Annotated in this window: 27 protein-coding genes and 1 tRNA gene; 8 read left to right on the top strand and 20 right to left on the bottom strand. The window is 64.2% G+C overall.

The window, feature by feature from the left end; translation table 11 throughout:
- Positions 1-2 precede the first annotated feature (2 nt).
- On the top strand, positions 3-650 hold the full coding sequence (maiA, locus tag C7401_RS14420) for a maleylacetoacetate isomerase (RefSeq protein WP_112172052.1): 648 nt from the start codon (positions 3-5) through the stop codon (positions 648-650).
- 89 nt (positions 651-739) lie between these two features.
- On the opposite strand, the gene ftsY is transcribed toward maiA, so the two are convergent.
- On the bottom strand, positions 740-1,870 hold the full coding sequence (ftsY, locus tag C7401_RS14415; RefSeq protein WP_112172051.1) for a signal recognition particle-docking protein FtsY: 1,131 nt from the start codon (positions 1,868-1,870) through the stop codon (positions 740-742).
- A gap of 257 nt (positions 1,871-2,127) precedes the next feature.
- Here ftsY and rsmD point away from each other — a divergent pair, with 257 nt between their 5' ends.
- From rsmD to C7401_RS14400, 3 genes are all read left to right on the top strand, one after another.
- Entirely contained in the window at positions 2,128-2,775 is a 648-nt protein-coding gene (gene rsmD, locus C7401_RS14410; RefSeq protein ID WP_112172050.1) for a 16S rRNA (guanine(966)-N(2))-methyltransferase RsmD, read from the top strand.
- Positions 2,776-2,883: 108 nt separating this feature from the next.
- Positions 2,884-3,387, top strand: a complete 504-nt coding sequence (gene coaD / locus C7401_RS14405; RefSeq protein ID WP_112172049.1) for a pantetheine-phosphate adenylyltransferase — start codon at positions 2,884-2,886, stop codon at positions 3,385-3,387.
- An 80-nt stretch (positions 3,388-3,467) separates the two neighbouring features.
- On the top strand, positions 3,468-3,728 hold the full coding sequence (locus tag C7401_RS14400; protein ID WP_112172048.1) for a YfhL family 4Fe-4S dicluster ferredoxin: 261 nt from the start codon (positions 3,468-3,470) through the stop codon (positions 3,726-3,728).
- Between the two features lie 68 nt (positions 3,729-3,796).
- Here C7401_RS14400 and hisC read toward each other — a convergent pair whose 3' ends face one another.
- From hisC to C7401_RS14360, 8 genes are all read right to left on the bottom strand, one after another.
- Positions 3,797-4,864, bottom strand: coding sequence for a histidinol-phosphate transaminase (gene hisC / locus C7401_RS14395; RefSeq protein ID WP_112172047.1), 1,068 nt, complete (start codon positions 4,862-4,864; stop codon positions 3,797-3,799).
- Positions 4,865-4,879: 15 nt separating this feature from the next.
- Positions 4,880-5,482: an aminoacyl-tRNA hydrolase gene (pth, locus tag C7401_RS14390; RefSeq protein ID WP_112172046.1), complete on the bottom strand. Its 603-nt coding sequence runs from the start codon at positions 5,480-5,482 to the stop codon at positions 4,880-4,882.
- Positions 5,483-5,641: 159 nt separating this feature from the next.
- Complete coding sequence (locus C7401_RS14385; protein ID WP_112172045.1) at positions 5,642-6,247, bottom strand: 50S ribosomal protein L25/general stress protein Ctc; 606 nt, start codon at positions 6,245-6,247, stop codon at positions 5,642-5,644.
- A 169-nt stretch (positions 6,248-6,416) separates the two neighbouring features.
- Entirely contained in the window at positions 6,417-7,373 is a 957-nt protein-coding gene (locus tag C7401_RS14380; RefSeq protein ID WP_112172128.1) for a ribose-phosphate pyrophosphokinase, read from the bottom strand.
- Between the two features lie 89 nt (positions 7,374-7,462).
- Positions 7,463-7,539 (bottom strand) — tRNA-Gln (locus C7401_RS14375).
- Positions 7,540-7,591: 52 nt separating this feature from the next.
- Positions 7,592-8,494: a 4-(cytidine 5'-diphospho)-2-C-methyl-D-erythritol kinase gene (gene ispE / locus C7401_RS14370; protein WP_112172044.1), complete on the bottom strand. Its 903-nt coding sequence runs from the start codon at positions 8,492-8,494 to the stop codon at positions 7,592-7,594.
- Positions 8,495-8,570: 76 nt separating this feature from the next.
- Complete coding sequence (gene lolB / locus C7401_RS14365; protein WP_112172043.1) at positions 8,571-9,233, bottom strand: lipoprotein insertase outer membrane protein LolB; 663 nt, start codon at positions 9,231-9,233, stop codon at positions 8,571-8,573.
- Entirely contained in the window at positions 9,233-11,068 is a 1,836-nt protein-coding gene (locus C7401_RS14360) for a tetratricopeptide repeat protein (RefSeq protein WP_112172042.1), read from the bottom strand. The genes lolB and C7401_RS14360 overlap by 1 nt, the downstream gene beginning before the upstream one ends.
- A 122-nt stretch (positions 11,069-11,190) precedes the next feature.
- On the opposite strand from C7401_RS14360, the gene mutM reads away from it, so the two are divergent.
- The 4 genes from mutM (at position 11,191) to C7401_RS14340 (ending at position 15,220) form a co-directional block, all read left to right on the top strand.
- Positions 11,191-12,021, top strand: a complete 831-nt coding sequence (gene mutM / locus C7401_RS14355; RefSeq protein WP_112172041.1) for a bifunctional DNA-formamidopyrimidine glycosylase/DNA-(apurinic or apyrimidinic site) lyase — start codon at positions 11,191-11,193, stop codon at positions 12,019-12,021.
- A 15-nt stretch (positions 12,022-12,036) separates the two neighbouring features.
- Positions 12,037-13,170 (top strand): A/G-specific adenine glycosylase, encoded by a 1,134-nt coding sequence (gene mutY / locus C7401_RS14350; RefSeq protein WP_112172040.1) that lies wholly within the window; start codon positions 12,037-12,039, stop codon positions 13,168-13,170.
- Positions 13,171-13,451: 281 nt separating this feature from the next.
- Positions 13,452-14,600, top strand: a complete 1,149-nt coding sequence (locus tag C7401_RS14345; RefSeq protein WP_112172039.1) for a DUF2515 family protein — start codon at positions 13,452-13,454, stop codon at positions 14,598-14,600.
- Entirely contained in the window at positions 14,597-15,220 is a 624-nt protein-coding gene (locus C7401_RS14340) for a hypothetical protein (RefSeq protein WP_112172038.1), read from the top strand. The genes C7401_RS14345 and C7401_RS14340 overlap by 4 nt, the downstream gene beginning before the upstream one ends.
- Before the next feature lie 71 nt (positions 15,221-15,291).
- Here the strand turns inward: C7401_RS14340 and C7401_RS14335 are convergent, their stop codons facing one another.
- The 11 genes from C7401_RS14335 to kdsD all read right to left on the bottom strand — a co-directional run bounded on the left by C7401_RS14335 (position 15,292) and on the right by kdsD (position 24,954).
- Positions 15,292-15,927, bottom strand: a complete 636-nt coding sequence (locus C7401_RS14335) for an LON peptidase substrate-binding domain-containing protein (protein ID WP_112172037.1) — start codon at positions 15,925-15,927, stop codon at positions 15,292-15,294.
- Between the two features lie 42 nt (positions 15,928-15,969).
- The gene (gene rapZ / locus C7401_RS14330) at positions 15,970-16,863 is read right to left on the bottom strand and encodes an RNase adapter RapZ (RefSeq protein WP_112172036.1); all 894 of its coding nucleotides are present in this window, start codon (positions 16,861-16,863) and stop codon (positions 15,970-15,972) included.
- A gap of 141 nt (positions 16,864-17,004) precedes the next feature.
- The gene (hprK, locus tag C7401_RS14325) at positions 17,005-17,973 is read right to left on the bottom strand and encodes an HPr(Ser) kinase/phosphatase (RefSeq protein WP_028201859.1); all 969 of its coding nucleotides are present in this window, start codon (positions 17,971-17,973) and stop codon (positions 17,005-17,007) included.
- A gap of 175 nt (positions 17,974-18,148) precedes the next feature.
- Positions 18,149-18,670, bottom strand: coding sequence for a PTS IIA-like nitrogen regulatory protein PtsN (ptsN, locus tag C7401_RS14320; RefSeq protein WP_181565583.1), 522 nt, complete (start codon positions 18,668-18,670; stop codon positions 18,149-18,151).
- Positions 18,671-18,960: 290 nt separating this feature from the next.
- A complete protein-coding gene (gene hpf / locus C7401_RS14315) occupies positions 18,961-19,317 on the bottom strand; it encodes a ribosome hibernation-promoting factor, HPF/YfiA family (protein WP_112172035.1) in 357 nt (118 codons plus the stop codon).
- A gap of 173 nt (positions 19,318-19,490) precedes the next feature.
- Positions 19,491-21,008 carry an RNA polymerase factor sigma-54 gene (locus C7401_RS14310; protein ID WP_112172034.1) on the bottom strand — a complete coding sequence of 506 codons (1,518 nt, stop codon included), beginning with the start codon at positions 21,006-21,008 and terminating at the stop codon, positions 19,491-19,493.
- Between the two features lie 303 nt (positions 21,009-21,311).
- On the bottom strand, positions 21,312-22,094 hold the full coding sequence (lptB, locus tag C7401_RS14305) for an LPS export ABC transporter ATP-binding protein (RefSeq protein WP_112172127.1): 783 nt from the start codon (positions 22,092-22,094) through the stop codon (positions 21,312-21,314).
- A 5-nt stretch (positions 22,095-22,099) separates the two neighbouring features.
- The gene (gene lptA, locus C7401_RS14300) at positions 22,100-22,786 is read right to left on the bottom strand and encodes a lipopolysaccharide transport periplasmic protein LptA (RefSeq protein ID WP_112172033.1); all 687 of its coding nucleotides are present in this window, start codon (positions 22,784-22,786) and stop codon (positions 22,100-22,102) included.
- A gap of 31 nt (positions 22,787-22,817) precedes the next feature.
- On the bottom strand, positions 22,818-23,417 hold the full coding sequence (gene lptC, locus C7401_RS14295) for an LPS export ABC transporter periplasmic protein LptC (RefSeq protein ID WP_112172032.1): 600 nt from the start codon (positions 23,415-23,417) through the stop codon (positions 22,818-22,820).
- On the bottom strand, positions 23,414-23,968 hold the full coding sequence (locus C7401_RS14290) for a KdsC family phosphatase (protein WP_112172031.1): 555 nt from the start codon (positions 23,966-23,968) through the stop codon (positions 23,414-23,416). The genes lptC and C7401_RS14290 overlap by 4 nt, the downstream gene beginning before the upstream one ends.
- On the bottom strand, positions 23,968-24,954 hold the full coding sequence (kdsD, locus tag C7401_RS14285) for an arabinose 5-phosphate isomerase KdsD (protein WP_112172030.1): 987 nt from the start codon (positions 24,952-24,954) through the stop codon (positions 23,968-23,970). The genes C7401_RS14290 and kdsD overlap by 1 nt, the downstream gene beginning before the upstream one ends.
- Positions 24,955-25,142 lie beyond the last annotated feature (188 nt).

Below are 25,142 nucleotides of genomic sequence, written 5' to 3'. Positions count from 1 at the left end.
GCATGAAGCTTTACAGCTATTTCCGCAGTTCGGCGTCGTATCGCGTGCGTATTGCGCTGAACGTCAAGAACCTGTCGTACGACTATGTGCCGGTTCACCTCGTGCGCGAAGGCGGCGAACAGCTCAAGCCCGCCTACCGTCAGGTCAATCCTGACGCGATCGTGCCGACGCTCGTCGACGACGACCAGCACGCCATCCAGCAGTCGCTCGCGATCATCGAGTATCTGGAGGAGACGCATCCCGAGCCGCCGCTGCTGCCGAAGTCACCGCTCGATCGCGCACACGTGCGTTCGCTCGCGTTGCAGGTGGCGTGCGAGATTCATCCGGTGAACAACCTGCGGGTGCTCAAGTACCTCAAGCACACCGTTGGCGCGGACGACGCGACGAAAGACGCGTGGTACCGCCACTGGATCGAGTCGGGCTTTGCGACGCTGGAAGCGCGCCTCGCCGGCGATCCGCGCACCGGCAAGCTCTGCTACGGCGACACGCCGACGATCGCCGACCTTTGCCTCGTGCCGCAGATCTACAACGCGAACCGCTTCAAGATCGACACGACGCATTATCCGACCATCCAGCGCATCAACGACTACGCGCTCACGCTCGATGCGTTCGCGCGCGCCGAGCCGGGCGCGCAGCCGGATTCGGAATAAGCGCCTGATTCGCAATCGCGAATGAAAAAAGGGCGTCGTTCGCGAGAACGACGCCCTTCGTGTATCTATTGTGCGTTTAAAAGCCGGGTTTAGCCGCCAAGCAGCGCGTCGGCGAATTCTTCGGCTACGAACGGCTGCAAGTCTTCGACCTTCTCGCCCACGCCGATGAAGTACACCGGTACCGGGCGCTGGCGCGCGATCGCGGCAAGAATGCCACCCTTGGCCGTGCCGTCGAGCTTCGTGACGATGAGACCGGTGAGGCCCAGTGCGTCGTCGAAGGCCTTGACCTGGGCAAGCGCGTTCTGGCCCGTGTTGGCGTCGATCACGAGCAGCACTTCGTGCGGTGCGCCGTCGAACGCCTTGCCAATCACGCGCTTGACCTTCTTCAGCTCGTCCATGAGGTGCAACTGCGTGGGCAGGCGGCCGGCGGTGTCGGCCATCACCACGTTGATGCGGCGCGCGCGCGCGGCGCTCACGGCGTCGAAGATCACAGCGGCCGGGTCGCCGCTTTCCTGCTGCACGACGGTCACGTTGTTGCGCTGGCCCCAGATGGCGAGCTGCTCGCGGGCGGCGGCGCGGAACGTGTCGCCGGCGGCGAGCAGCACGCTCTGGTCGAAGCTTTGCAGGTGCTTGGCGAGCTTGCCGATGCTCGTGGTCTTGCCCGCGCCGTTCACGCCCGCGATCATCATCACGAGCGGTTGCGCGCGGCCGAGCATGAGCGACTTCTCGAGCGGCTTGAGCAGGCCGATGAGCAGGTCGCGCAGGGCGTCCTTCACCTGCTGGGCGTCGGTCAGGCGGTCTGCGCGCACCTTCTGGCGCAACTGCTCGAGCAGGAATTCGGTGGCGTCGACGCCCGCATCCGACATCAGGAGCGCGGTTTCGAGTTCCTCATACAGATCGTCGTCGATCTTCGCGTTGACGAAGATGCTCTGGATGTTCGAACTCGTCTTCGAGAGCCCCGACTTCAGGCGCGTGAGCCACGACTGCTTCGCAGCGGGTTCGGGCGCGGGCGGCGGGACGATCTCGATCGCTTCGGGTTCGTCTTCGGCCTCGCTGGCGACGGTGACGGCGGTGATGGCATGCGGCGGCGGCGCAAGCGGTTCGCTCGCGGGCGCAGCGGTTGCCTCGTCTTGCGCCTCGGGCGCCGGCGCGGCTTCGGCTTCGGCCTGCTCGCTCTCGGCGTCCTTCGAGCCGCGGAATCGTTTGAAGAAACTGAACATGATATGGCGTGGGTCAGGCGCGTTTCGGGTCGGACCGGAGGGCGGTCGGCGACGGCTTGGAAAGGGGTAACGCGCGGAAAACACGGCATTTTATCAGGCGCGTTACGTCCCGTCGTTGCGGCGCCCGCGCGGCACGCGCGCGCCCGTGTGGTAACGTGCGCGCATTGCAGGGCGCGATGCGCACCGCGCACATCCATCCCTAGTCAAAGTGCCGCAGGCAGACTGCCCGCGGCCAAACGCAGCCGCAGACCAAACGCATGACTCGTTCCTCTTCCTCGCGTGGGCCTGGCGCCCGTTCCCATCAGGCCGATTCGCGCGCGCGCGGCGGCAGCGGCGGCGGTGCGCACACGATCCGCATCATCGGCGGCGACTGGAAGCGCACGCCGCTGCCGGTGCTCGATCTCGACGGCCTGCGCCCGACGCCTGACCGCGTGCGCGAGACGGTTTTCAACTGGCTCGGCCAGCGCCTCGACGGCCTGCGTTGCCTCGACCTGTTCGCCGGGAGCGGCGGTCTGGGCTTCGAGGCGGCCTCGCGCGGCGCCGCGCGCGTCGTGATGGTGGAGCGCAGTGCGCGCGCCGCCGCGCAACTGCGCGCGAACCAGACGCGCCTTGGCGCGCGCATGATCGAGATTGCCGAAGCCGACGCGCTGCGCCTCGCGGCCAACCTCGCGCCGGGCTCGTTCGACGTCGTGTTCCTCGACCCGCCGTTTGGCGACACCGCGCTCCTCGAGCGCTCGCTCGAACTGGCCGCCCCGCTTGTCGCGCGGGGCGGCTGGCTTTACGTCGAGGCGGGCGTGGCGATCGATCCGGCCGCGCAGCCCGCGCTGGCGGGCTGGGCCGTGGTGCGCGAGGGCAAGGCGGGTGCGGTTCACTATCATTTGCTGCAACGCGAAAATGAGGAATAATGCGCGTTCGATAAGAAGCGGCGGACGGTCTCACCGTCACGCACGCAAGTGCGCATGCATCGCCACGGCACTGCATTGCGCCCCATTTCTGTTGAGAGGAGAAGTCTCATGGTAGTCGCCGTGTACCCCGGTACCTTCGACCCGCTCACGCGCGGACACGAAGATCTCGTGCGGCGCGCGTCGAGCATTTTCGACACGCTGGTGGTCGGCGTTGCGGACAGCCGCAACAAGAAGCCTTTCTTCTCGCTCGATGAGCGGCTAGAGATTGCCCACGAAGTGCTCGGCCACTATCCGAACGTCCAGGTCATGAGCTTCAAGGGGCTCCTGAAGGACTTCGTGCGCAGCAACAATGCGCGCGTGATCGTGCGCGGCCTGCGCGCGGTGTCGGACTTCGAGTACGAGTTCCAGATGGCGGGCATGAACCGCTACCTGCTGCCTGACGTCGAGACGATGTTCATGACGCCATCGGACCAATACCAGTTCATCTCGGGCACGATCGTGCGCGAAATCGCCCAGTTGGGCGGCGATGTCAGCAAGTTCGTGTTCCCGTCCGTGGAAAAGCGCTTGCAGGACAAGGTGGCGTCGCTCGGTGGTACGGGATCGAAGGCGTGAACGCGCGGCCAAAGCAGCGTAAACTATAGGGCTAAGCAACGTGTACGCTGGCCCCCGCGCTGGCAGGAAGTGAGAAAAGCATGGCCCTGATGATTACCGACGAGTGCATCAATTGCGACGTCTGCGAGCCCGAGTGCCCGAACGACGCCATTTCGATGGGCCCGGAAATCTACGTGATCGACCCGGGCAAGTGCACCGAGTGTGTTGGCCATTTCGATGAGCCGCAGTGCATTCAGGTGTGCCCGGTAGAGTGCATTCCCAAGAATCCGGAGCATGTGGAATCGCCCGAGCAATTGATGCAGAAGTACCACGCGCTGGTGGCGGTGAAAGACAAAGCCTGACGCATCTTCATCCCCGGAAATAAAAAACGCGCCAACAGGCGCGTTTTTTATTTCATCTTGCTGTCTTCTTACGCGACGATGCGCTTCAACGCCTCGATGAGCGTATCGCATTCGGCATCGGTGCCGATCGAGATCCGCAAATGCTGATTCACGCGCGGCGCGTCGAAATGGCGGACGAAGATTTCCTTTTCGCGCAACTTGGCCGCAATTGCCGCCGCATCGTGCGCGGGATGCTTCGCGAACACGAAGTTCGCCGCCGAGGGCACCACGTCGAAGCCAAGCGCGGTAAGCGCGGCCGTGAGGCGCTCGCGGCTTGCCATCACGCGTGCGCTCGTGGTCTTCAGCCAATCGGCGTCCTCATAGGCGGCCGTCGCGGCGGCCTGGGCGAGTCGGTCGAGCGGGTAGGAGTTGAAGCTGTCCTTCACGCGGTTGAGCGCTTCGATGAGATCGACGTGGCCGAACGCGAAGCCCACGCGCATGCCCGCGAGCGAGCGCGACTTCGAGGTGGTGTGCACGACGAGCAGGTTCGGATAGCGGTCGATCAGCGCGATCGCCGATTCGGCGCCGAAGTCCACGTAGGCCTCGTCGATCACCACCACCGATTCCGTGTTCGCCGCGACGAGCCGCTCGATTTCCGCGAGCGGCAGCGCGTGCCCCGTCGGCGCGTTCGGATTCGGGAAGATCACGCCGCCATTGGGCTGAAGATAATCGTCGATGCGAATCGCGAACGGCTCGGTAAGCGGCACCGTGCGGTACTCGACTTCGTACAGCCGCGCGTAGGTCGGATAAAAGCTGTAGGTGATGTCGGGAAAGAGAATCGGCTTGTCGTGCTTGAGCAGCGCCTGGAACGCGTGGGCGAGCACCTCGTCCGAGCCGTTGCCGACAAACACCTGCTCGGCGCGAATGCCATGATGCGCGGCCACGGCTGCGCGCAGGCGCTTCGCGACCGGGTCCGGGTAGCGGCGCAGCGACTCGCCCGTCTCGCCGAGCTCGTGGCGGATCGCCTCGAGCACGCGCGGGGAGGGCGCATACGGGTTCTCGTTGGTGTTGAGCTTGACCGGCTTCGCGAGCGCGGGCTGTTCGCCCGGCACGTAAGGCACAAGCTGCTTGACGATATCACTCCAGTAACGACTCAAGACGCTCTCCTCGTTTCAGCTGTTTCGATGCAACTGCATGACCGCGCGTTCCGCCTCGCCCTTCACGAACGTCGGCATGACGGCGAGCGCGCGCTCGATCGAGGCGTCGATCACGTCCTGCTCCTCGCGGCGCGGCGGCTTGAGCACGAAGTTCGCGACGTCGGGTTTCGCGCCCGCGCGCGCGCCTTCGGGGATCAGGTCGCGCGGATGGCCAATGCCGATGCGCAAACGCCAGTATTGCTGCGTCGACAGATGCGCGGAAATGTCCTTCAGTCCGTTGTGGCCGCCGCTGCCGCCGCCGAGCTTGAGCTTGACGGTGCCGGGCGGCAGGTCGAGCTCATCGTGCGCGACGAGGATCTCGTCGGGCAGGATCTTGAAGAAGTTCGCGAGCGCGACGACCGACTGGCCCGAGCGGTTCATATAGGTCTGCGGTTCGAGCAGATGCACTTCCTCGCCGTAGAGGCGCGCCTTCGCATAGTGGCCGTGAAAGCGCCGCTCGTCGCGCAGCGTCGTGCCGGCTTCGCGCGCGAGCTGGTCCACGAACCAGAAGCCCGCGTTGTGGCGCGTCGCCGTGTATTCGGCGCCCGGATTGCCGAGCCCGACGATCAACCTGATCATTGTGGTGTTCCGCCTGCGTAAATCGTTGAGTCGACCCGCAAGTGTACGGAAGAGTAGAAAAGAGTGCGAAAAAAAACCCGCCGGGGCGAACCGCGGCGGGTCACGTCGTCCGTTTCAGGGAAACGGATCGAGAGGATCGGCTCGTTGAGGCCGCTGCGATTACTCCGCAGCCGCTTCTTCGCCTTCAGCAGCCGCCTGGGCGCCAGCCGGCACGGGTGCCGACGCGACGACCGGGTTTTCAGCTTCCACGTGCGAGACGAGCGTCACGCCGGCGGGCAGCGTGATGTCCTTGGCGTGGAGCGACTGGCCGGCTTCGATCTTGGCGAGGTCGACTTCGAGGAATTCAGGCAGTTGGGCCGGCAGGCACTGGACTTCGATTTCAGCCAGAACGTGCGAGATGATCGCGCCACCCGTCTTCACAGCCGGGTTGGTTTCCTGGTTCATGAAGTGCAGGGGCACCTTCGTGTGGATCTTCTTGTTCGGATCCACGCGCTGGAAGTCCACGTGCAGCACGAGCTGACGGAACGGGTGATATTGCACGTCGCGCAGCAGAACTTGTTGCGACTTGCCGGCCACTTCGAGGTCGAGGATCGACGAGTGGAAGGCTTCCTTCTTCAGGGCGTGCCACAGCGCATTGTGGTCGAGTTCGACCAGTTGCGGCTCCGAACCGACACCGTAAACGATGCCAGGGGTCTTGCCAGCGATGCGCAGGCGGCGGCTCGCACCCGTACCTTGCAGGTTACGCTCGAAAGCGATGACTTTCATTTGATTCTCCATTGCACTACCCGCGACCAGGCAGTAAAACGGGGCCTTTTCAGCAGAACGCCTGCCTTCGGGCCCCCAGCGATGCAGCGCGAACCTTCGTCCGCTCGCGCCGATTACGTGCAAAAGCGCGGCATTCTCGCGAACACCGCGCTTTGCGCGTCAATTCTTTTTAGCTTTCCGCGAACAGCGACATCACCGAGTCGCCGCGACGGATACGCGAGAACGTTTCGGCCAGCAGACCGGCGCTCGTGAGCGAGCGGATCTTCGGGCACGAACGCGCTTCGGTACCGAGCGGAATCGTGTCGGTGACAACCAGCTCGTCGAGCGCCGAGGCGGCGATACGCTCGCCTGCGCCACCCGAGAGAACCGGGTGCGTGGCGTAAGCGAACACCTGTTTGGCGCCGCGTTCCTTCAGCACTTGCGCTGCCTTGCAGAGCGTGCCGGCGGTGTCGACCATGTCGTCCATGATCACGCAGGTGCGGCCTTCGACTTCACCGATGATGTTCATCACTTCGGCGACGTTCGCCTTCGGACGACGCTTGTCGATGATCGCGAGATCGCAACCAAGCTGCTTGGCGAGCGCACGGGCGCGCACCACGCCGCCGACGTCAGGCGAAACGACCAGCAGGTTCTCGTAGTTCTGCTTGCGCAGATCGCCGAGCAGCACGGGCGTAGCGTAGATGTTGTCGACGGGAATATCGAAGAAGCCCTGAATCTGGTCAGCGTGCAGATCCATCGTGATGATCCGCTCGACACCGGCGATTTCCAGCATGTTCGCCACGACCTTCGCCGAGATGGCGACGCGCGCCGAACGGGGGCGGCGGTCTTGACGGGCATAGCCGAAGTAGGGGATGGCTGCGGTGATCCGGCCTGCGGATGCGCGCTTGAGCGCATCGACCATGATCATCAGTTCCATCAGGTTGTCGTTGGTCGGAGCGCACGTCGACTGAAGGACGAAGACGTCCTTGCCACGCACGTTTTCCTGGATTTCGACCTGGATTTCACCGTCGGAGAAGCGGCTAACCATAGCCTTGCCGAGGGGAATACCGAGGATCTTGACGACTTCCTGGGCAAGCGCGGGATTGGCGTTGCCAGTAAAAACCATCAGGCCGTCATGGCTGCTCATCATGCACCTGCTGCGGACTTGGGGGGGACGAGAGGAACTACTTAGGCGAATGGCTCCGGGTAACCCACAGAGCGAACTGCCTGAAATTTTGGCAGGGGAGGAAGGACTCGAACCCTCGCATGCCGGAATCAAAATCCGGTGCCTTAACCAACTTGGCGACTCCCCTACACTCAACTTTGAGCTTGCCTGACCGGGTAGGGCCGATCAGCCATGCAAAACTATGCCGCGAAAGCGAAGAGTGGATGCGTATTCAGACTCGAGGCTACCGCGCTTCTCCAGTCCGGTTGTTCCGCAAGCAGTCTGGCTCGTGCCGATTCTGCTTCGGACCGACTGGCGAATGCTGCAAAAACGCTGGCACCCGATCCGGTCATCCGCGCTGGTGTGATGCTGTTCGAGACACGCTCAAACCATCGAAGCACCTGCGCTACTTCCGCGTATTTTCCTGCGACAACCGCTTGCATATCGTTATGACCGAAGCTGTCTGGCCATCCGTTCTGCGTTGCTTGCTGTGCAAGAAAGACTGCTATTGTGCAGGTCTTTGTGTCCCTTGTCAACGACTTTTCTGAAAAAATTTCAGCAGTAGGAACATGAACCCGCGGCGTCACCACCAAAAAATGACGCGGGGGCAATTGTACAGCCTCCAATGCCTCTCCAACACCCTCCGCGAACGCATTTTTTCCGAACACGAAGAAGGGTACGTCAGCACCCAGTTTGAGTGCGAGCGCCTGGAGTTCTTCGCGCGGCACGTTGAGCTTCCACAGACGGTTGAGCGCGAGCAGCGTGGTGGCCGCGTCGGAACTGCCGCCGCCAAGACCCGCGCCCATCGGCAGACGCTTTTCGATGTCGATCTCGACGCCTTCGGTCGTGCCGGTGTGCGCCTTGAGCAACGTCGCGGCGCGCACGGTGAGATCGTGTTCGGCGGGCACGCCTTCCACTTCGACGGTGCGTGTGATGCGGCCGTCACGGCGGCGCGTGAAATGCAGCGTGTCGCCCCAGTCGAGCAACTGGAACACGGTCTGCAAATCGTGGTAGCCATTGGGGCGGCGGCCCGTGATGTGCAGGAAGAGATTGAGTTTCGCGGGCGCGAGGCAGTCGCGCAGCGAGTCCTGGGTTTCGATCATGATGCCTGGAATGATGCCTGGAACTGACCGGCGCGCGCCGGCCAGATCACGCTGATGTTGGAGCGTGCCGGTCCGCTTACTGGTCGAGCACGAGCTTGATCTGAAGCGGCGGTTCTTCGCGCGTGAGATTAACGCGCTTCACGCCCGTGGCCGGTGCGTCGGCGTACGCAACGTAATCGATGGTCCAGCCGTCTTGCTGGATCTGGGCAAGGCGCTGCGGATCTTGCGGGTCGGGCGTGGTGCGCGCGTGCGACGTGGGCGCGACCGACGGTTGCAGCCAGTAGCGCAACCCCTCGACGGGCAGCGCGAAGCCGAGCGCCTGCTGCATGAGCGTGCTCACGTTGTCGGCCGTGAGCGGGGGGCGGTTGGGCAGTTCGAGCGTGGCCTGAGCCGGTGCGGAGGTCACGAGCGCGAGCGTTTGGCCGAGCGGGTTGAGCAGTTGCAGCGTGACCGTCGAGTCGGTCTCGCGCCAGTCGAAGTTGCCGTACGCGTTGCGCTGCTGGCCATTCTGGTCGACATATTGCACGGCGAAGCGCCCATGCCAGGCGCGGTTCGTCTGCGTGCTGAGCGAGGTCGTGGCGTTCGAGGTGGACGGCTGGCGCGGCGCTTGCTGCGTGGCGCAGCCCGCCAGCACGAGGAGCGCGGCTGCCGCCGCGCCGAGCGACGCGCGGCGCGCAAACCGGGCGACGCGCGCAGCAGGGAGGGCCTTGGGAGAAACGGTATTGAAAAAATCTGCCATCAGAGATCGTTCACCTGGAAGCGCTTGAGCGTCTTCAGGAGCGTGTCGTTGTCGGGTTCAAGCTTGCGGGCCTCGCGCCAGGCCTGCCGCGCGCCGTCCTGGTCGCCGTTCTTCCAGAGCACTTCGCCGAGATGCGCGCCGATTTCGGCGTTCGGCTGCATGGTGTAGGCCTTGCGCAAAACCTTGATTGCGTCGGCGTTGTCACCCAGGCGGTACTTCACCCAGCCCACGCTGTCCATGATGAACGCGTCGTCCGGTGCGAGCGCCGAAGCTTTCTCGACGAGCTTGTCAGCTTCCTGGAGGCGCTGGTTGCGGTCGGCGAGCGAATAGCCGAGCGCGTTGTAGGCCTGCGGATTGTCGGGTTGCGTCTTGATGAGCTTGCGCAACTGCGCTTCCATGACGTCGTAATGGCCGGTCTTTTCCGCAGCCATGGCGTAGTCATAGGTGAGGTCGGGGTCGTCCGGGAAGTCGGCGGTCGCCTTTGCAAGGCGCGCTTCGGCCTCCGGATAGCGCTTCGCGTCGAACAGGATCGCGGCATCGGTGCGCGCGATCAGCGCCTGGTCGCGCGGATCGTCGGCCTGGATGCTCGCGAGCTGGCGGCGCGCTTCGTCGGTCTTGCCTTCCTTGTCGAGGATCTGCGCGCGCGTGATCTGCGCCGGCACGTACTGCTGGCTGTTGGGCTGGATCTTGTCGAGCCACTTTTGCGCACCCGCGTCGTCCTTCTGCTCGACCGACAGTTGCGCGAGGTAAATGTAGGCCTGGCCGGGATCGGCGGCCGGATTCTTCTCGGCAACCTGCGCGTATTGCGTCAGGTACTTCTGAGCGGCATCGAACTTCTTTTGCTGCACGTTGATGAGCGCAAGTGCCATGAGCGGCATCAAGTCGTTCGCGTTGTCCTTGTGCAGGGTCTCGAACTGCTTTTGCGCGTCGTCGAGGCGGTCGGCGGCAAGATAGGTTTGCGCGAGCGCAAGCCTGCCTTCGCGCGACTTCGGATTCTGCTGGACGTACTTCTCGATCGAAGCGATGCCTTCCGCGCGCTCCTCCGGCCCCATCTGCGCGAGCATGAGCGCGGCGGGCAGGTAGTCGGGCTTGAGCGTGAGCGCCTGCTCGAACGACTTGCGCGCGCCGGGCACGTCGTCGGCGAGCAGTTGCTGGCGGCCGATCGCGAGTTGCGCCTCGGGACGGTTCAGGTCGTCCTTGAGCAGCGTCTTGAGGACATTCAGGCCGCCCACGCGGTTCGGGCCGCGCGAAAGCAGCAGTTGCAGCGAGAGGATCGCCTGGCCGCGGCTGTCGGCCGGGACTTTCGTCATCTCGCGCGCGAGCAGCGGCTGCGCGTCGTCGGGCTTGCCGGCGAGCACGAGCAGCGAGGCGTCGAGCTGCGCCGCGCGCTCGGAGTCGGGCGCGTACTGCTGCCAGAGCTGTACGGCCGTGAGCGCGTCGGTCGGGCTTTGCGCGGCGAGCGCGATTTCCGTTGCACGCTGCGCCATGCGCGGGTCATGCGTGTCGCGCGCGAGCGCGAGATACGTCTGGAAGGCGGGCGCGGGCTGGTCGCGTTGCAGCGCGATTTCCGCGGCGAGCACCTGGAAGACGATCTGGCTCGACAGCGGGACGATCGGCAAATCCTTCTTCTCGTCGGGCGAGGCGGGACCGAAAGCGTCCGGCATGGTGACGGAAGTGTCGTCCGTGTCGGGGGCCGGATCCTGCGCGTACGCGCTCGACGTGGTCAGCGCCCAGGCCGCGAGAACCACGGCGCCGATCAGGCGGCGCGCGAAGGTGGCGGGCAGGCGGGGCGTCGTGGGACGCTGCGCGAACAGCTTAACGAAAGACAGTTCCATGGAATTCCGTCGAATGTTTCGGTCGATTGTAACGCGCTGGCTACAATACGCGCACAACGCGCACACACCTTTACGCAAGTTGCAGACCAACCCGAATTACCGACCGTGTCAGGCCGCCAGACATGCCAGAGTTGCCAGAAGTTGAGGTTACCCGAAGAGGGATCGAACCGTGGGTCGCAGGCCGCCGCGTTGAGCGCGTGGAGGTGCGCAACCCCTCATTGCGCTGGCCCGTGCCGGCCACGCTCGCGCGCACGCTGCGCGGCCGCACGATCCGCTCCGTCGGGCGGCGCGGCAAATATCTGCTGTTCGAGGTGGACGAGGGCTGGTTCATCGTGCATCTCGGCATGACCGGCACGCTGCGCGTGCTGCGCAATCTGCCGAAGCCGCCCGCCGCCGAAAAGCACGATCATGTGGACTGGTTCTTCGACGACTTCACGCTGCGCTTTCGCGACCCGCGCCGCTTTGGCGCCGTGCTCTGGCATCCGCGCGAGGCGGGCGACGTGCTAGGCCATCCGCTGCTCGCGGGGCTCGGCATCGAGCCGTTCACGCCTGCGTTCGATGGCGCGCTGCTCTTTCGCGAGACGCGCGGGCGCAAGGTGGCGGTCAAGCAGGCGTTGCTCGCGGGCGATATCGTGGTGGGCGTTGGCAATATCTACGCGTCCGAAAGCCTCTTTCGCGCGGGCATCCGGCCCACGACTCCGGCGGGCCGCGTTTCGCTCGCGCGCTACGCACTGCTCGCGGACGCCGTGCGCGCCGTGCTCGCCTCGGCTATCGAGAAGGGCGGCAGCACGCTGCGCGACTTCGTGGGCAGCAACGGCGAAAGTGGCTATTTTCAGCTCGAATACTTTGTTTATGACCGCGCGGGCCAACCCTGCCGCGTGTGCGGCACGCCGATCAAACAGATCGTGCAGGGCCAGCGCTCCACTTATTTCTGTCCGCGCTGCCAGCGCTGACCCGCAAGCTTCCTTATGTACCGAACTTCGTCCCAATCCACGCCGCTTCCGGCAGGCGCCTATCCGCAGGAACTGCTCGGCGGCTTCGCGCCGCGCCTGATCGCATGGCAGCGCGAGCACGGCCGCCACGACCTGCCGTGGCAGAACACGCGTGATCCGTACCGCATCTGGCTGTCGGAAATCATGTTGCAGCAGACCCAGGTCGCGACCGTGATTCCTTACTACGCCCGCTTTCTCGAACGCTTCCCGACGGTCGAGGCGCTCGCCGCCGCGCCCGACGACGACGTGATGGCGCTGTGGGCCGGCCTCGGCTATTACTCGCGCGCGCGCAATCTGCATCGCTGCGCGCAGGTGGTGGCCGACGCGCACGGCGGCCAGTTTCCCTCGACAGTCGAAGCGCTCGCGGAGTTGCCCGGCATCGGCCGCTCGACCGCGGCCGCGATCGCGTCGTTCGCATTCGGCGCGCGCGAGACGATTCTCGACGGCAACGTGAAGCGCGTGCTCGCGCGCGTGTTCGGCGTGGAAGGCTTTCCCGGCGAAAAGCGCGTGGAGAACGCGATGTGGGCGCTTGCCGAGTCGCTCGTGCCTGGCCCCGACGCAAGCGATGCGGACGTGAGCGCGTACACGCAGGGCTTGATGGACCTCGGCGCGACGCTGTGCGGCCGGGGCAAGCCCGACTGCGCGCGTTGCCCGTTTGCCGCCGACTGCGTGGCGAACACCACGGGTCGTCAGCGCGAACTGCCAGCCGCGCGTCCGAAGAAGGCCGTGCCCACGCGACGCACATGGATGCTCCTGCTGCTCGACGGCGACGCCGTGATGCTGGAGAAGCGCCCGCCGTCGGGCATCTGGGGCGGACTGTGGAGCTTGCCTGAGGCCGCCGACGAACCCGCGCTCGCCGAGCGCGCGCGCGACTTCGGTGTGACGCCGGAGTGTGCGGCGTCGAGTTCCGCGCTCGCGCCGCTCACGCATACGTTCACGCACTTCAAGCTCGATATCGAGCCGCGCGTGATCGAACTGCGACGCGACGCTGCGCCGCTCGACGTGAACGATGGACAGACCGCATGGGTGTCGCTCGGCAATATCGACGCGTATGGCGTGCCCGCGCCGGTGCGCAAGCTGCTCGATGCGATGCGTGGGCCGCTGATTTGACCAGGTGATTCAACGGTGGATGCAGGCGGTTTAGCTCACCCAGAAGGTGCGCATCGCGCTTCTGGCTTTAGCCAACTGACTGGGCATCCTCCTTCCGTTCCCGTGACACCACGCGCAAGTTGCGAAGCGTCCTCGTCGGTCGAGATGGGGATGCGTGACCTCACGCGTAGCGTTCGGACGTTTGCGTTGTAGTACTTGCACAGGGCAAAGCGCGTTTCCTGTCCATCGTCAATGTCCCTCAAGTCAGACTTGCTAGGGTGGTCCTCTTTCGGGAGGAGACGATGACACGGTGCTTCAAGGATCACGCTTGCGACGACCTGGAGTTGCACAAGAACACAAAGCCTCTCTCAGAGTGCAAGAGCTACTTCACCGAAGATAACGGGCAGAAGGTCAAGATCACGGAAGTGCCGGTTCTCACCTGTGAGTGCATCTGGCGTTCATACCAAAAAGAAGCGGAAGACATCGTGGCGCCCGGTGGCACATTGCTTCCTGATCCCCGGCTCCGCAACCGTGCTATCAACGCCGCTTATGCCAGACTTTGGCTGAACGATCCCCGCTTTCAGTGGGCAGGTCTTGCGGCCTTCGCCTCAAAGCAGGTTGGGTGCGGCCTGCTGCACGCTGCGGACTCGATCAAGAAGATTCAAGCTGAGCATGATGCTGCCCAGCGCATGGCACGCAGTTCGCAGCCAGGCTGGCGCATTTCCGGTCTACTCACTGTCAGCGAAGTCGATGAAACTGCGCAGCGCGACTACCAACAGGCCCGCCGCAACAATCCAGTGCCAAGTATTGATGTGCGCCGCGATGGCGAGCCGCTATCGCTGGCGCAGCAACAGTACCAGCATATGTACGATATGCTGGCCTTGGGCAATACGACACTGTTCCTGGACGTGTTTCCGTTACATGCCTTCTACAAGAAGCGTGGGCTCAAGGAGCTTAAGATTTGTTTGCCCGCGCGCCAGAAAATAGCCGATAAACCTCCGGTGTTCTGGCCAATCGGAAAAAAATTGAAATTTGGTCTGGACTATCGTCAGATTCTCCAGGCCTTCGAATCCATTGATTCCGGCCAAATTGCGGAAAGCGTCAAATTTCTGGCTCAGCATGAGCAGATCAATATCCTGCAACCCGCAATGTACAGCGATCCTCAACTGATCACGTTGTTGCGTGCGGACCAAGCCTCTTATGTCACCGGCTTCCCATCCGGCGTGGCTGAGGTCATCGAATTGACGCTCGCCAGCCAGTGTGGCCGCGTCGACGATGGACGTACCGTTGGCTTCAGCAATAGCGCCCTGGCTGACCTCTCCCAAGTCGAGCAGCGCATGCCCTTCGTTCTCAAGGCTGCGGCGCGGTTTGACGAGATGCTTCATAACGCCAATCGCAGGCTTGTTGAGCAATCCCTTCAGGATATTGCAGCGGGGCAAGGTGTGCGATGAAATGGCCGGTATCGAAGGGCGGGGTGCGCATTGGGCTAGGCCTGTTCGCATTAGCGGTGCTGTTACTGGCTGTCCTGCGGTGGTGGGAGCGGACCTATCCGAAGAATCCGGAAATCGCCCTGGTTATCGGTGAGCCTTGGGAGACCATGCGTCAGCGCTCCAGCGCAAGGATTGATCCGGCTATTCCAAACGAAATCTGGTACACCATCCCCAAGTCAGATGCGCGCCTGCGCTTCGCCGATCCTCAATATGGGTTCATCACGCCGCTAGCCCGCTTCTTTACAGTGAGCTACATAAAGGGGAGGGTAGATAGCGTGCGGATGTCACCGCAAATCGAGCCGCTACCCCTGGACGATGCGCTCAAGGTTGTACTGGATTTGCAAGCGCAGTGGGTCAAAGCCGGCTGGGAACCCATCCATGTAAGGGACGATCCACCGATTGCCGATACGCTGCAATGGCGTGCAAACCTGGCGGCTTGTGAGTCCAATGTAAGCTATTGGAGTGCCGGTCAGCGTTTCCAGATCATGTTGGGGATGGCCTGTTTCCAGGATGACAAGCACCCTGACGAGACGCGATACCTCATCACGCTTGCTCTTGCCAAACCTTGGGTGGATCCTTGAGTATGCATTCTGGATATATTGGCTCCCTCGAGGCGCAAGGTTGACCGCGCGATCCAGCCGCCGTTAGCGCATCAAAGCAACTGATGCTGCTGCATGTAGTGATGCACGACGTCGATGCGCGCACCGGCGTCGTTCAACTCCATCAGCTTTTGACGCGCGCGCAGCGCAATGGGCAGCACTTCGGCGAGACGGTTCGATACCCATGAGGGATCGTCGAAGCGGAACGGCTCCGCGAACGGCAGGCTTGCGGGGTCGCGCTCGCGAATTGTCGCGATGATCCGCTCCAGCACCTCGGCGCACGCGCCGAACTTCGCGAGTTGCCCGCTGCCTTCAAGCGGAATGTCTTCGGGAATCAATTCGGCCATGCCCACGAGCAGGCCGTCGGCTTCCACGCGATGCGAGAGCAGTTGAAAGCGCTGCGTGCCGTGCGTCTGGATGTGCAGCATGCCGATGGTCTCGGCGTCGCACTGGTCGATGACGGCGAGGCAGCCAACCGGCTCGGGCACCGCGGGCTCGTAGTGCTGCGCGACTTCGGCGCCGCTCTTGAGCAGGCACACGCCGAACGGCGTGTGCTCGCGCAGGCACTCGCTCGCCATGTCCAGGTATCGCGCTTCGAAAATCTTGAGCGGCAGCAGGCCGCCAGGGAACAATACCGTATGCAGCGGGAACAGCGGCAAATCGGCAAGCACGGCAGTAGACGAGGACATGGCGCAACGCTTTCCGTTAAGGACCGCGCGATGCGCGGCCGGTTAGGCGATCAGCCGCGACGATTCTCCGACATCGAGAGGCGCGTCGCGGTGACGCACGATAACGTTCGACCCGCTGGCAAAGCGCGTGGCGAGCGTCTGGGCGATGTACACGGAGCGGTGCTGGCCGCCGGTGCAGCCGATGGCGACGGTCAGATAGCTGCGGTTGTCCGCGCGAAAATGCGGCAGCCATTTCGCGACGAACCCATAGACATCGTCGATCATTTCGTGGACGGCCGGCTGTGCATTGAGGAAGTCGATCACGGGCTGATCGAGCCCGGTGAGCGGCCGCAGGCGGGCGTCGTAGTGCGGATTCGGCAGCGTGCGTACGTCGAACACGAGGTCCGCGTCGAGCGGCACGCCGCGCTTGAAGCCAAACGATTCGAACGTGAGCATGAGCGAGCCGCGCTCGCCCTCCACGAACACCTTCACCCACTGGCGCAGCGCGTTCGAGCTCAGGTTGCTCGTATCGACCTGGTGACCGAATTCGGCCAGGTTCGAGACCAGCTCGCGTTCGTGCTCGATGGCCTCTTCCAGCGACTTGAGCATGCCCACGTTGGCGTCATGCGCGGCCGAGCCCGAGAGCGGATGGCGTCGTCGCGTTTCCGAGAAGCGCTGGATGAGCGCCTGCGTGCTCGCGTTGAGAAACAGCACGCGCACGTCATGGCGTTTCGCGAGGTCGCGAATCATCTCCGGCATGTCGTCGAACGAAGAACTCGAGCGCGCGTCGATCGCGACCGCCAGGCGCTCGTAGCCATCGTCGCTGAGATATTGCGCGAGTTGCGGCAGAAAGCGCGGCGGCAGATTGTCGACGCAGAAGTAGCCGACGTCTTCGAGCGCATTGAGCGCCACTGACTTGCCGGAGCCTGAGATGCCGGTGATCAGGATGATACGCATGGGAAAGTCGATGAACCCGATTGGGTCATCATAGCATCCGATCCGCGCGCCTGTACCGGCTCTCCGGGCCGCGCGGCTTGCGTCGCAGGCGCGCAGGGCGCGCCCGTCGTGCTTAGCGTACTGCTTGCGCGCGCGGCGGCGTCAGATCAGCTTGCCGGGAAACTGGCTGTCGGGGTCCTGCATGGCGAGGCGCTGGCGGTCCATGAAGTCGCGCAGCGTGTCGATGCCGCGCAGTTGCAGGATCGTGTTGCGCACGGCGGCCTCGACCAGCACGGCGAGGTTGCGGCCCGCGGCCACCTGGATCGTGACTTTGCTGATCGGCAGGCCGAGCACGTCCACGGTCTGGCTCTCCAGCGGCAGGCGCTGGAACTCGCCGTCCGGGCGGCGCACCAGTTGCACGATGAGCTTGAGCTTCATCTTCCGGCGCACGGCCGTTTCACCGAAGATCGTCTTGATGTCGAGCAGACCCAGGCCCCGCACTTCGAGCAGATTCTGCAAGAGCGGCGGGCAGCGGCCTTCGACGAAATCGGGCCCGAGGCGCACGAAGTCCACCGCGTCGTCGGCCACGAGGCCGTGGCCGCGGCTGATCAGTTCCAGCCCCAGTTCGCTCTTGCCGAGGCCCGAGTCGCCCGTGAGCAAGACGCCCATGCCGAGAATGTCGAGGAACACGCCGTGCAGCGTCGCGCGCGGCGCGAGGATGCGCGACATGTAGAGGCGCAGGCTGTCGATGACGGTGGCCGCCGACATCGGCGTGGTGAAGAGCGGCGTGGACGAACGCGTGCAACGCAGCACCAGTTCGGGCGGCGCGGTCATGCCGTCTGCGACCACGAGGAAGGGCGGTTCGAGCGCGATCAGCTCGGCCATGTGGCGCGAGCGGTCTTCGTCGGTCTGTCGCTGGTAGTAGTGGATCTCGGCGTCGCCGAGCACCTGGATGCGGTTCGGGTGGATGAGGTTCAAGTGGCCGACGAGGTCCGCGCTCGCCGTGGCCGTGGCCACCGTTTCCGTCGAAAAGCCGCGTTCCCAGCCTTCGTGCCCCGTCAGCCAGCTGAGTTTCAGCGTGGTGGCGTTGTCGTCGAAGATGCTTTGGGCGTTGATGCTGGAAGTGTCCATGAGTCGCTGACTCCGCGAGAGGGCTCGCTTAACTGCCGGCTTAACTGCTGGCTAAATAACCTTCGTAACCTGCATGACCTGCGCGAAATTTGCCTGCCCGATGGTGCGAACGCGCGCCTGCGCCCGTGCCGGCGCGAACGCGCGCAAGCGGCCGGGCACGACGCCGCGCATTACATCAAGGTTGCCACTGGGTGAGCAGGCGATGCAACGTTTCGCGGTCCTCTTCCGTGTGCAGCCGCTCGCGCGTTTCGCGATCCGACAACAGTTGCGCGATTTCGGAGAGGATTTCAAGGTGCTGCTGCGTGGCCTGTTCGGGCACGAGCAGGAAGATGAGCAGCGAGACGGGCTGGCCGTCCGGCGCTTCGAAGGCGATCGGCTCGGCGAGGCGCACGAAGGCGGCCAGCGGCTGCTTCAGGCCCTTGATGCGGCCGTGAGGAATGGCGACGCCTTCGCCGAGGCCCGTGGAGCCGAGGCGCTCGCGGGCGAAAAGATTGTCCGTAACCGTGCTGCGGGCGATGCCGTTCTGGTTTTCGAAGATCAGGCCAGCCTGCTCGAACACGCGTTTCTTGCTGGTAACGGACAGGCCGACGACGACGTTCTCGATGGGAAGTATTTTGGCTAAACGATTCATGTTGGCAGGCGAAAACGTGGCCTGAATGCTCCTCACCCCAGCCACTCCCCGCTTCGCGGGGCGCATTGGATCAGGCGACGAAGCCCGGTGCCGGGACCGTGGGGCCCGATGGTGCGTGGGATCCCAAAAACGACTGGACCATTATAGAACAAGCGTCCGTGCCGATGGTGCGATGCGCCATGCATAAGCGCAACCCGTGTTCCCCGGTTGCACCGCCGCCGCGCCCAGCCGCAGTCGACACCATCCAAAGTTGCGCACACTCATGAAAAAGCCGCCCGGTTCGGGCGGCTTGCTTCACGGGCGGAGGATGAACTATCGACTCCAGCCCTGCTTCATGGCGTGGATCGCCACGAGGCTCATTGCGGCGGGACCTCGATCACGGGCGCGGGCTGATGCTTGATCGCATCATGCTGATGCCCCTGCACGCGGTCCTTGTGACGCACGACCTGGCGGTCCAGTTTGTCGACCACGAGGTCGATGGCGGCATACATGTCGCCGTTCGCGCTCTCCACAAAAATATCCTTGCCTTTCAGATGAAGGTTCACTTCAACCTTCTGTCTCTTATCCTTTTCCTTATGGTTGTCGACCGAGAGGACCACATTGCCATCGATTACCTGATCGAAATGTCTTAGCACCCTGTCCAGTTTGGTGATCACGTATTCTCGCAACGCTGGCGTTACTTCGAGATGGTGTCCACTGATCTTCAGATTCATAGTGCTTCTCCAGGCTAATGGCCGCGTGACGCGTGAAGTGCGGCAATGCCGGTCGACTCTCTGCCTGCGCGCGGCTCCCCGAAAGGCCTGCGACGACGGGCTAGCTCGGCCGGCCATGTCCACCAACGGGCGTAGCGGCCGGAAAACGCTTGCTCCGTAAAAGCCGGAACAAGCTAAAGAGACTTGCGCAGATTGACCGCCGGAATCTTCAGCGCTTCACGATACTTCGCGACGGTGCGTCGCGCGACGACGAAGCCCTGTTCCGCCAGCAGTTCGGCTATGCGGCTGTCCGAAAGAGGAGATTTGGGGTTCTCGGCTCCTATGAGTTGCTTGATGAGGGCGCGGATGGCGGTGGACGATGCAGCGCCCCCCGTGTCCGTCGATACATGCGATCCGAAGAAGTACTTAAATTCAAGTGTCCCGAACGGAGTCAGCATGTATTTGCCGGTTGTCACACGCGAGACAGTTGATTCGTGTAGGCCCAGCGTATCAGCAATCTCCCTCAAAACCAAGGGGCGCATGGCGATTTCGCCGTGCACGAAAAAGTTCTTCTGACGCTCGACGATAGCCTGCGCCACGCGCAGGATCGTCTCGAAGCGCTGCTGGATGTTCTTGATGAGCCAGCGCGCTTCCTGCAACTGCTGGCGCAGCGATCCGCTGCCCGGGTCGCCCCGGTTGTTGCGCAAAATATTCGCGTACAGATGGTTGATGCGCAGCTTCGGCACCACTTCCGGGTTCAGCTCCGCGTGCCAGTTCTGGCCGCTTCGCTTCACGATGATGTCCGGCACCACGTAATCGGCTTCGGCCTTGCCGTATGACGCACCCGGGAACGGTTCCAGCGAGCGGATCAGCGTATGCGCGTCGCGCAGCTCGTCGTCGCCCGTCTTCAGTTGCTTGCGCAACCGCGTGAAGTCGCGCGCGGCGAGCAGTTCCAGATGGTTCGACACGATCTCGAGCGCGAGCGTGCGCGTTGGCGACGAATTGACGCGCAGCAGTTGCAGCTTGAGGCACTCGGAAGCCGAGCGCGCGCCGACGCCCGCGGGGTCGAAGCTGTGCAAGAGCGCGAGCGCCGCGTTGAGCTCGTCGCCGTCGACTTCGAGTTCCTCAGGAATATCGGCAAGAATTTCCTCACAGGTCGCGCTGAGGTAGCCGTCTTCGTCGAGCGATTCGATGAGGAACGTGATCAGTGCGCGATCGCGCAGGCTCGCGTTCGTCTCGCGCAACTGCGCCATCAGGTGGTCGCGCAGCGTGGTGGTCGATTCGTGGATCTGGAGCGGCGGCAGGTCGTCGTCGTCGGAGGCGTTGCCCGAGCGGCCATAGTCGTCGAGGTTCCACTGGCTCGCGTCGCCGTTCGCGTCGCCGCCCAGGCCGTCGTATTCGTCCACGCCGCGCGGCTCGCTTTCGCCGTTCTCGCTGCTGCCGTTGGCCGAGGTAGTGGACGTGCTTCCGCCCTGCATCGGTTCGGCGCCCGCGGAGGCGGGCGGTTGCGCGATGAGCGAGCCGTCGGCGGCCACGCGCAGCGGGCTCGCGATCCAGTCGTCCTCGTTCTCGAGCAACGGGTTCTGCGCGATCGCCGTGGCGACCTCCTGTTGCAGTTCGAGCGTCGACAGCTGAAGCAGCCGGATGGACTGTTGCAGTTGTGGCGTGAGCGCAAGATGCTGCGAGAGGCGGAGTTGGAGGCTGGCTTTCATGGCGGTGTGCGAACCATTGTAAAGAGTTTGCCACGCGGACGAAACCACGGGACATTCGCGAATACGAGCGTGTGCCGTGTCGCGACGCGCCCCGAATTTGGTGCGCAAACAGGATTGCCGTGCACCCGTCATGGACAAGGTCGATACAGCGGGATTACACAGGAAAAACCCAGGAAAAAGCCGGAAAACGCGGGAAAAATGCGAGCAAGCGTGAGCATGCGCGCTGCGGCTCGCTCACGTTCCGTGAGCGCCGCGGGGACAGCCGTGAACGATGGGCGGGCGCGCGACGCACGCCCCAGGGACTTACATGCGGAAGTGCTCGCCGAGATAGACGCGGCGCACGCTTTCGTTTTCGATGATGTCGCCGGGTGCACCGGCCGCGAGCACGGTGCCGTCGCTGATGATGTACGCGTGGTCGCAAATGCCGAGCGTCTCGCGCACGTTGTGGTCCGTGATCAGCACGCCGATGTTGCGTTGCTTGAGGAACTTCACGATCTTCTGGATTTCCAGCACGGCGATCGGGTCGACGCCCGCGAACGGCTCGTCGAGCAGGATGAAGCTCGGGTCGGTGGCCAGCGCGCGCGCGATTTCGACACGACGGCGCTCGCCGCCGGACAGCGAAAGCGCGGGGTTTTCGCGCAAATGCGAGATCTGCAACTCGTCGAGCAGCGCCTCGGCGCGCGAGGTGATGACGTCTTTCGACAGACGTTTGCCGTTGCCGTCCACCTGAAGCTCGAGCACCGCGCGGATGTTCTCCTCGACGGTGAGCTTGCGGAATACCGAGGCTTCCTGCGGCAGATACGACAGGCCGAGCGCCGCGCGCTTGTGAATGGGCAAGAGGCTGATGGACTGGCCGTCGAGGTCGATCTCGCCGGCGTCGAGCGGGACGAGCCCCACGATCATGTAGAACGAGGTGGTCTTGCCGGCGCCGTTGGGGCCGAGCAGACCGACCACTTCGCCGCTTTTCACGTCGAGCGAAACGTCCTTGACGACCGTGCGCGAGCCATAGCGCTTCTTCAGGTTGCGCACGACGAGCGAGCTTGTCTTGCCGGCGAGCTGGCGGCCGTGGCTTTGGGGTGCGGTGATGGTGTTCACTGTTGCGGCGCTCCCTTCAGCGTAGAGGACGGAGCGAGCGTGGCCGGCGCGCCGGTGAGTCCCGCTGCGCCGGTGTTGCGCGGCGCAAGCATCGCGCGCACGCGGCCGCCGGGGTTGCCGGGGCCGGCGACATCCTTGCCCGAGCGCGCCGTGTAGAAGTCGTTCTGGCCGTCGTACGTGACCACGCTGCCGTGGACCTGATCCATCACCGTCGAGGTGCCCTGGAGGCGGCGCACCGTGGCGCGGGTCGTGAGCGTGGTGAGGTCCTGCTTGCCGTCGTAGTCGATGCGCTCGGCCGTGCCGTCGACGAATTCGTCGAGTCCTTCGCGCTTCTGGCGGAAATAGGCGAGCTTGTCGTCGGGCGTGCCCGGCGCAACGGTGCCGGTCGCGTACTGGTAGCCCTGCGGGTCCTGCGTGACGACGAGCTTGTCGGCCTTGATGAGGATCGTGCCCTTGGTGGCGACCACGTGGCCGGTGAAGACGGTCTGCTGCTTCAGGTCGTCATAGGTCATGTTGTCCGCTTCGATATTGAGCGGCTTGTCCTTGTCGGCGCGCTCGGCGTGGGCCGCGGGCGCGAGGCCGCCGAGCAGCAGCGCGGCGGCGAGCGCCGGCAGCGCCGCGAAAAGGGCGCGGCGCGCGTTGAGCGAACGGCCGTTCAGAGGACGGGGAAGCGAATCGTTCATGCAATCATGCCTTGCGTGGACGGCCCGGCGTTCAGGACGAGCCGCCGGAGTCAGCCGGGGCGATCGCGCCTCGGACGTTGCCGAAGAGCTGGATGACCCGGGTAACGTTGTTGTAGTTCATGCCGCTGGTGGCCGTCATGACCGACTGGCCGCGTCGAAGTTTAACCGGCTTTTCAGTCAGGATCACATCGTCGTTCACGAGCACTTTGAAATGTTCGGAATCGGCTTGCATTTCCGGGTCGCCTGCACCAGCCGAGCGCACGATGCGCGCGTTGTCGTACAGATTGACGATCGAGGCGTCGGCGTTGACCGTGCCGCGCAAGCCTGTGGCCGTCACGATCGGCTTGCCGGGCTGGAACGCGCGCACGGCCGGGTTCGTGAGGTCGCTGTTCTCGTCGTCCTCATAGTGAACCATGTGCGTGGCCGTGAGCCGGTACTGCGTGGCGCCGGACTGGTCGAGCTCGGACACCGAGAAGTTATCGGCGAAATAATCGGGCGAGTGCGTGAGCGGACGCGGCGCCGCCTCTTTCTCGCGCGGCTGGACGGCCTGTAGCAGCCACCACGTGAAGCCGGCGAGCGCGGCCACGCAAAAGAGCGGCACGAGCGAAGTGAGGCGGAACTTCTGGTTCATCGCGGCATCCCGGCAAGTGGCGCACAGGCCGCGGCGAGCAGGGCGTCGTAATGGTTCTGCGCCCGCAGGATCAGGTCGGTGACTTCGCGCACGGCGCCGTGGCCGCCCACCTTGTCGGACACCCAGTGGGCGCGCGAGAGCACGTCCGGGTGGGCGTTCGAGGGCGCGGCGGCGAAGCCGCACTGGAGCATCACGCCGAGGTCGGGCCAGTCGTCGCCCATGTAGCCGCACGCCTCGGGCGCGATGCCCGTTTGCGAGAGCAGCTCGGCGAACGCCACGCGCTTGTCCTCCACGCCTTGCCACAGGTGCGTGATCTTCAGCTCCTTCGCGCGCACGGCGACGATTTCCGAGCGGCGGCCGGTGATGATGGCCGTGTCGATGCCCGCTTCGCGCAGGAGCTTGGCGCCGTGGCCGTCGAGCGAGTTGAACGCCTTCATCGTGTCGCCCGCGCCGGTGAACAGCAGCCCGCCGTCGGTGAGCACACCGTCGATGTCGAAAATCATGAGCCGCACGCGCGCCGCGCGCGCGGTTGCGTCGAGTGGGGTAGCCATCAGATCACCTTCTTGGAGAACAGGTCGTGCATGTTGAGCGCGCCGATCAGCATGCCCTCGGTATCGACGACCAGCATCTGATTGATGCGATGGCGCTCCATGAGTTCCACGGCTTCGACAGCGAGCTGGTCCGGACCGATGGTGCGCGGGCCCTTCGTCATGACCTGCGTGATCGGCAGGTCGCGGAAATCGCCCGCGCGCTCGAGCACGCGGCGCAGGTCGCCGTCGGTGAAAATGCCTTGCACGCGGTTCTCCGCGCTGACGATCGCCGTCATGCCCATGCGCTTGGCCGTGAGCTGGAAGAGGGCGTCGCGCACGGTGACGTCGTCGCGCACCTTCGGGATCTCGTCGCCCGTGCGCATCACGTCGCGCACGTAGGTGAGCAGACGCCGGCCGAGCGCGCCGCCCGGATGCGAGCGCGCGAAGTCGTCCGCGCCGAAGCCGCGCGCGTCGAGCACGGCGACCGCGAGCGCGTCCGAAAGCGCGAGCGCCGCCGTGGTGCTCGCGGTGGGCGCGAGGTTCAGCGGGCAGGCTTCCTTTTCGACGCCTGCGTCCAGATGCACGTCGGAGAGCTGGCCGAGCGTCGATTGCGGGCGATTGCCCGTGATGCCGATGAGCTTCGCGCCAATGCGCTTGACGAGCGGCAGGATGGCGACGAGCTCTTCCGACTCGCCGGAGTTCGACAGGCCGATGAAGACGTCGTCGGCGGTGACCATGCCGAGGTCGCCGTGGCTCGCTTCGGCCGGATGCACGAAGAAGGCGGGCGTGCCGGTGGAGGCGAGCGTAGCCGCGAGCTTGCGGGCAATGTGGCCCGATTTGCCGATGCCGGAAACGACCACGCGTCCACGGCAACTGAGGATGAGATCGACTGCGCCGACGAAGTTGTCGTCGAGCCGGTCGCGAAGTCCGCGCACGGCGTCGGCTTCGATGTCGAGCACGTCGCGAGCGAGCTTCAGCGCCCGATCGCCATTGATTTTCGCTATCATTCGCGGAGTATAACAAAGGCGTCTGTGCGCCGCGCCGACGCCCCCTGCGCGAAAACCTCGTGCACGGACAGCGAGGCGCGGCCTCGCAGTTTCCTGTAGCTCCCCGTGGTTCCCCGTAGATTCTCCCTGGCACTTCCCATCAAGCCGCCTTTGCATCGATCATTGACCCGGACTGGGACAGGATCGGC

The sequence above is a fragment of the Paraburkholderia unamae genome (genome assembly GCF_003268775.1).
Classification (GTDB): domain Bacteria; phylum Pseudomonadota; class Gammaproteobacteria; order Burkholderiales; family Burkholderiaceae; genus Paraburkholderia; species Paraburkholderia unamae.
This window is presented reverse-complemented; position numbering and strand designations above follow the sequence as displayed.

Bases quoted from the DNA above. Each gene is read 5' to 3' on its own strand.
- maiA (WP_112172052.1), top strand. From the start codon at position 3: ATGAAGCTTTACAGCTATTTCCGCAGTTCGGCGTCGTATCGCGTGCGT.
- ftsY (WP_112172051.1), bottom strand. From the start codon at position 1,870: ATGTTCAGTTTCTTCAAACGATTCCGCGGCTCGAAGGACGCCGAGAGC.
- rsmD (WP_112172050.1), top strand. From the start codon at position 2,128: ATGACTCGTTCCTCTTCCTCGCGTGGGCCTGGCGCCCGTTCCCATCAG.
- coaD (WP_112172049.1), top strand. From the start codon at position 2,884: ATGGTAGTCGCCGTGTACCCCGGTACCTTCGACCCGCTCACGCGCGGA.
- C7401_RS14400 (WP_112172048.1), top strand. From the start codon at position 3,468: ATGGCCCTGATGATTACCGACGAGTGCATCAATTGCGACGTCTGCGAG.
- pth (WP_112172046.1), bottom strand. From the start codon at position 5,482: ATGATCAGGTTGATCGTCGGGCTCGGCAATCCGGGCGCCGAATACACG.
- C7401_RS14385 (WP_112172045.1), bottom strand. From the start codon at position 6,247: ATGAAAGTCATCGCTTTCGAGCGTAACCTGCAAGGTACGGGTGCGAGC.
- C7401_RS14380 (WP_112172128.1), bottom strand. From the start codon at position 7,373: ATGAGCAGCCATGACGGCCTGATGGTTTTTACTGGCAACGCCAATCCC.
- ispE (WP_112172044.1), bottom strand. From the start codon at position 8,494: ATGATCGAAACCCAGGACTCGCTGCGCGACTGCCTCGCGCCCGCGAAA.
- lolB (WP_112172043.1), bottom strand. From the start codon at position 9,233: ATGGCAGATTTTTTCAATACCGTTTCTCCCAAGGCCCTCCCTGCTGCG.
- C7401_RS14360 (WP_112172042.1), bottom strand. From the start codon at position 11,068: ATGGAACTGTCTTTCGTTAAGCTGTTCGCGCAGCGTCCCACGACGCCC.
- mutM (WP_112172041.1), top strand. From the start codon at position 11,191: ATGCCAGAGTTGCCAGAAGTTGAGGTTACCCGAAGAGGGATCGAACCG.
- mutY (WP_112172040.1), top strand. From the start codon at position 12,037: ATGTACCGAACTTCGTCCCAATCCACGCCGCTTCCGGCAGGCGCCTAT.
- C7401_RS14345 (WP_112172039.1), top strand. From the start codon at position 13,452: ATGACACGGTGCTTCAAGGATCACGCTTGCGACGACCTGGAGTTGCAC.
- C7401_RS14340 (WP_112172038.1), top strand. From the start codon at position 14,597: ATGAAATGGCCGGTATCGAAGGGCGGGGTGCGCATTGGGCTAGGCCTG.
- C7401_RS14335 (WP_112172037.1), bottom strand. From the start codon at position 15,927: ATGTCCTCGTCTACTGCCGTGCTTGCCGATTTGCCGCTGTTCCCGCTG.
- rapZ (WP_112172036.1), bottom strand. From the start codon at position 16,863: ATGCGTATCATCCTGATCACCGGCATCTCAGGCTCCGGCAAGTCAGTG.
- hprK (WP_028201859.1), bottom strand. From the start codon at position 17,973: ATGGACACTTCCAGCATCAACGCCCAAAGCATCTTCGACGACAACGCC.
- ptsN (WP_181565583.1), bottom strand. From the start codon at position 18,670: ATGCGCCCCGCGAAGCGGGGAGTGGCTGGGGTGAGGAGCATTCAGGCC.
- hpf (WP_112172035.1), bottom strand. From the start codon at position 19,317: ATGAATCTGAAGATCAGTGGACACCATCTCGAAGTAACGCCAGCGTTG.
- C7401_RS14310 (WP_112172034.1), bottom strand. From the start codon at position 21,008: ATGAAAGCCAGCCTCCAACTCCGCCTCTCGCAGCATCTTGCGCTCACG.
- lptA (WP_112172033.1), bottom strand. From the start codon at position 22,786: ATGAACGATTCGCTTCCCCGTCCTCTGAACGGCCGTTCGCTCAACGCG.
- lptC (WP_112172032.1), bottom strand. From the start codon at position 23,417: ATGAACCAGAAGTTCCGCCTCACTTCGCTCGTGCCGCTCTTTTGCGTG.
- C7401_RS14290 (WP_112172031.1), bottom strand. From the start codon at position 23,968: ATGGCTACCCCACTCGACGCAACCGCGCGCGCGGCGCGCGTGCGGCTC.
- kdsD (WP_112172030.1), bottom strand. From the start codon at position 24,954: ATGATAGCGAAAATCAATGGCGATCGGGCGCTGAAGCTCGCTCGCGAC.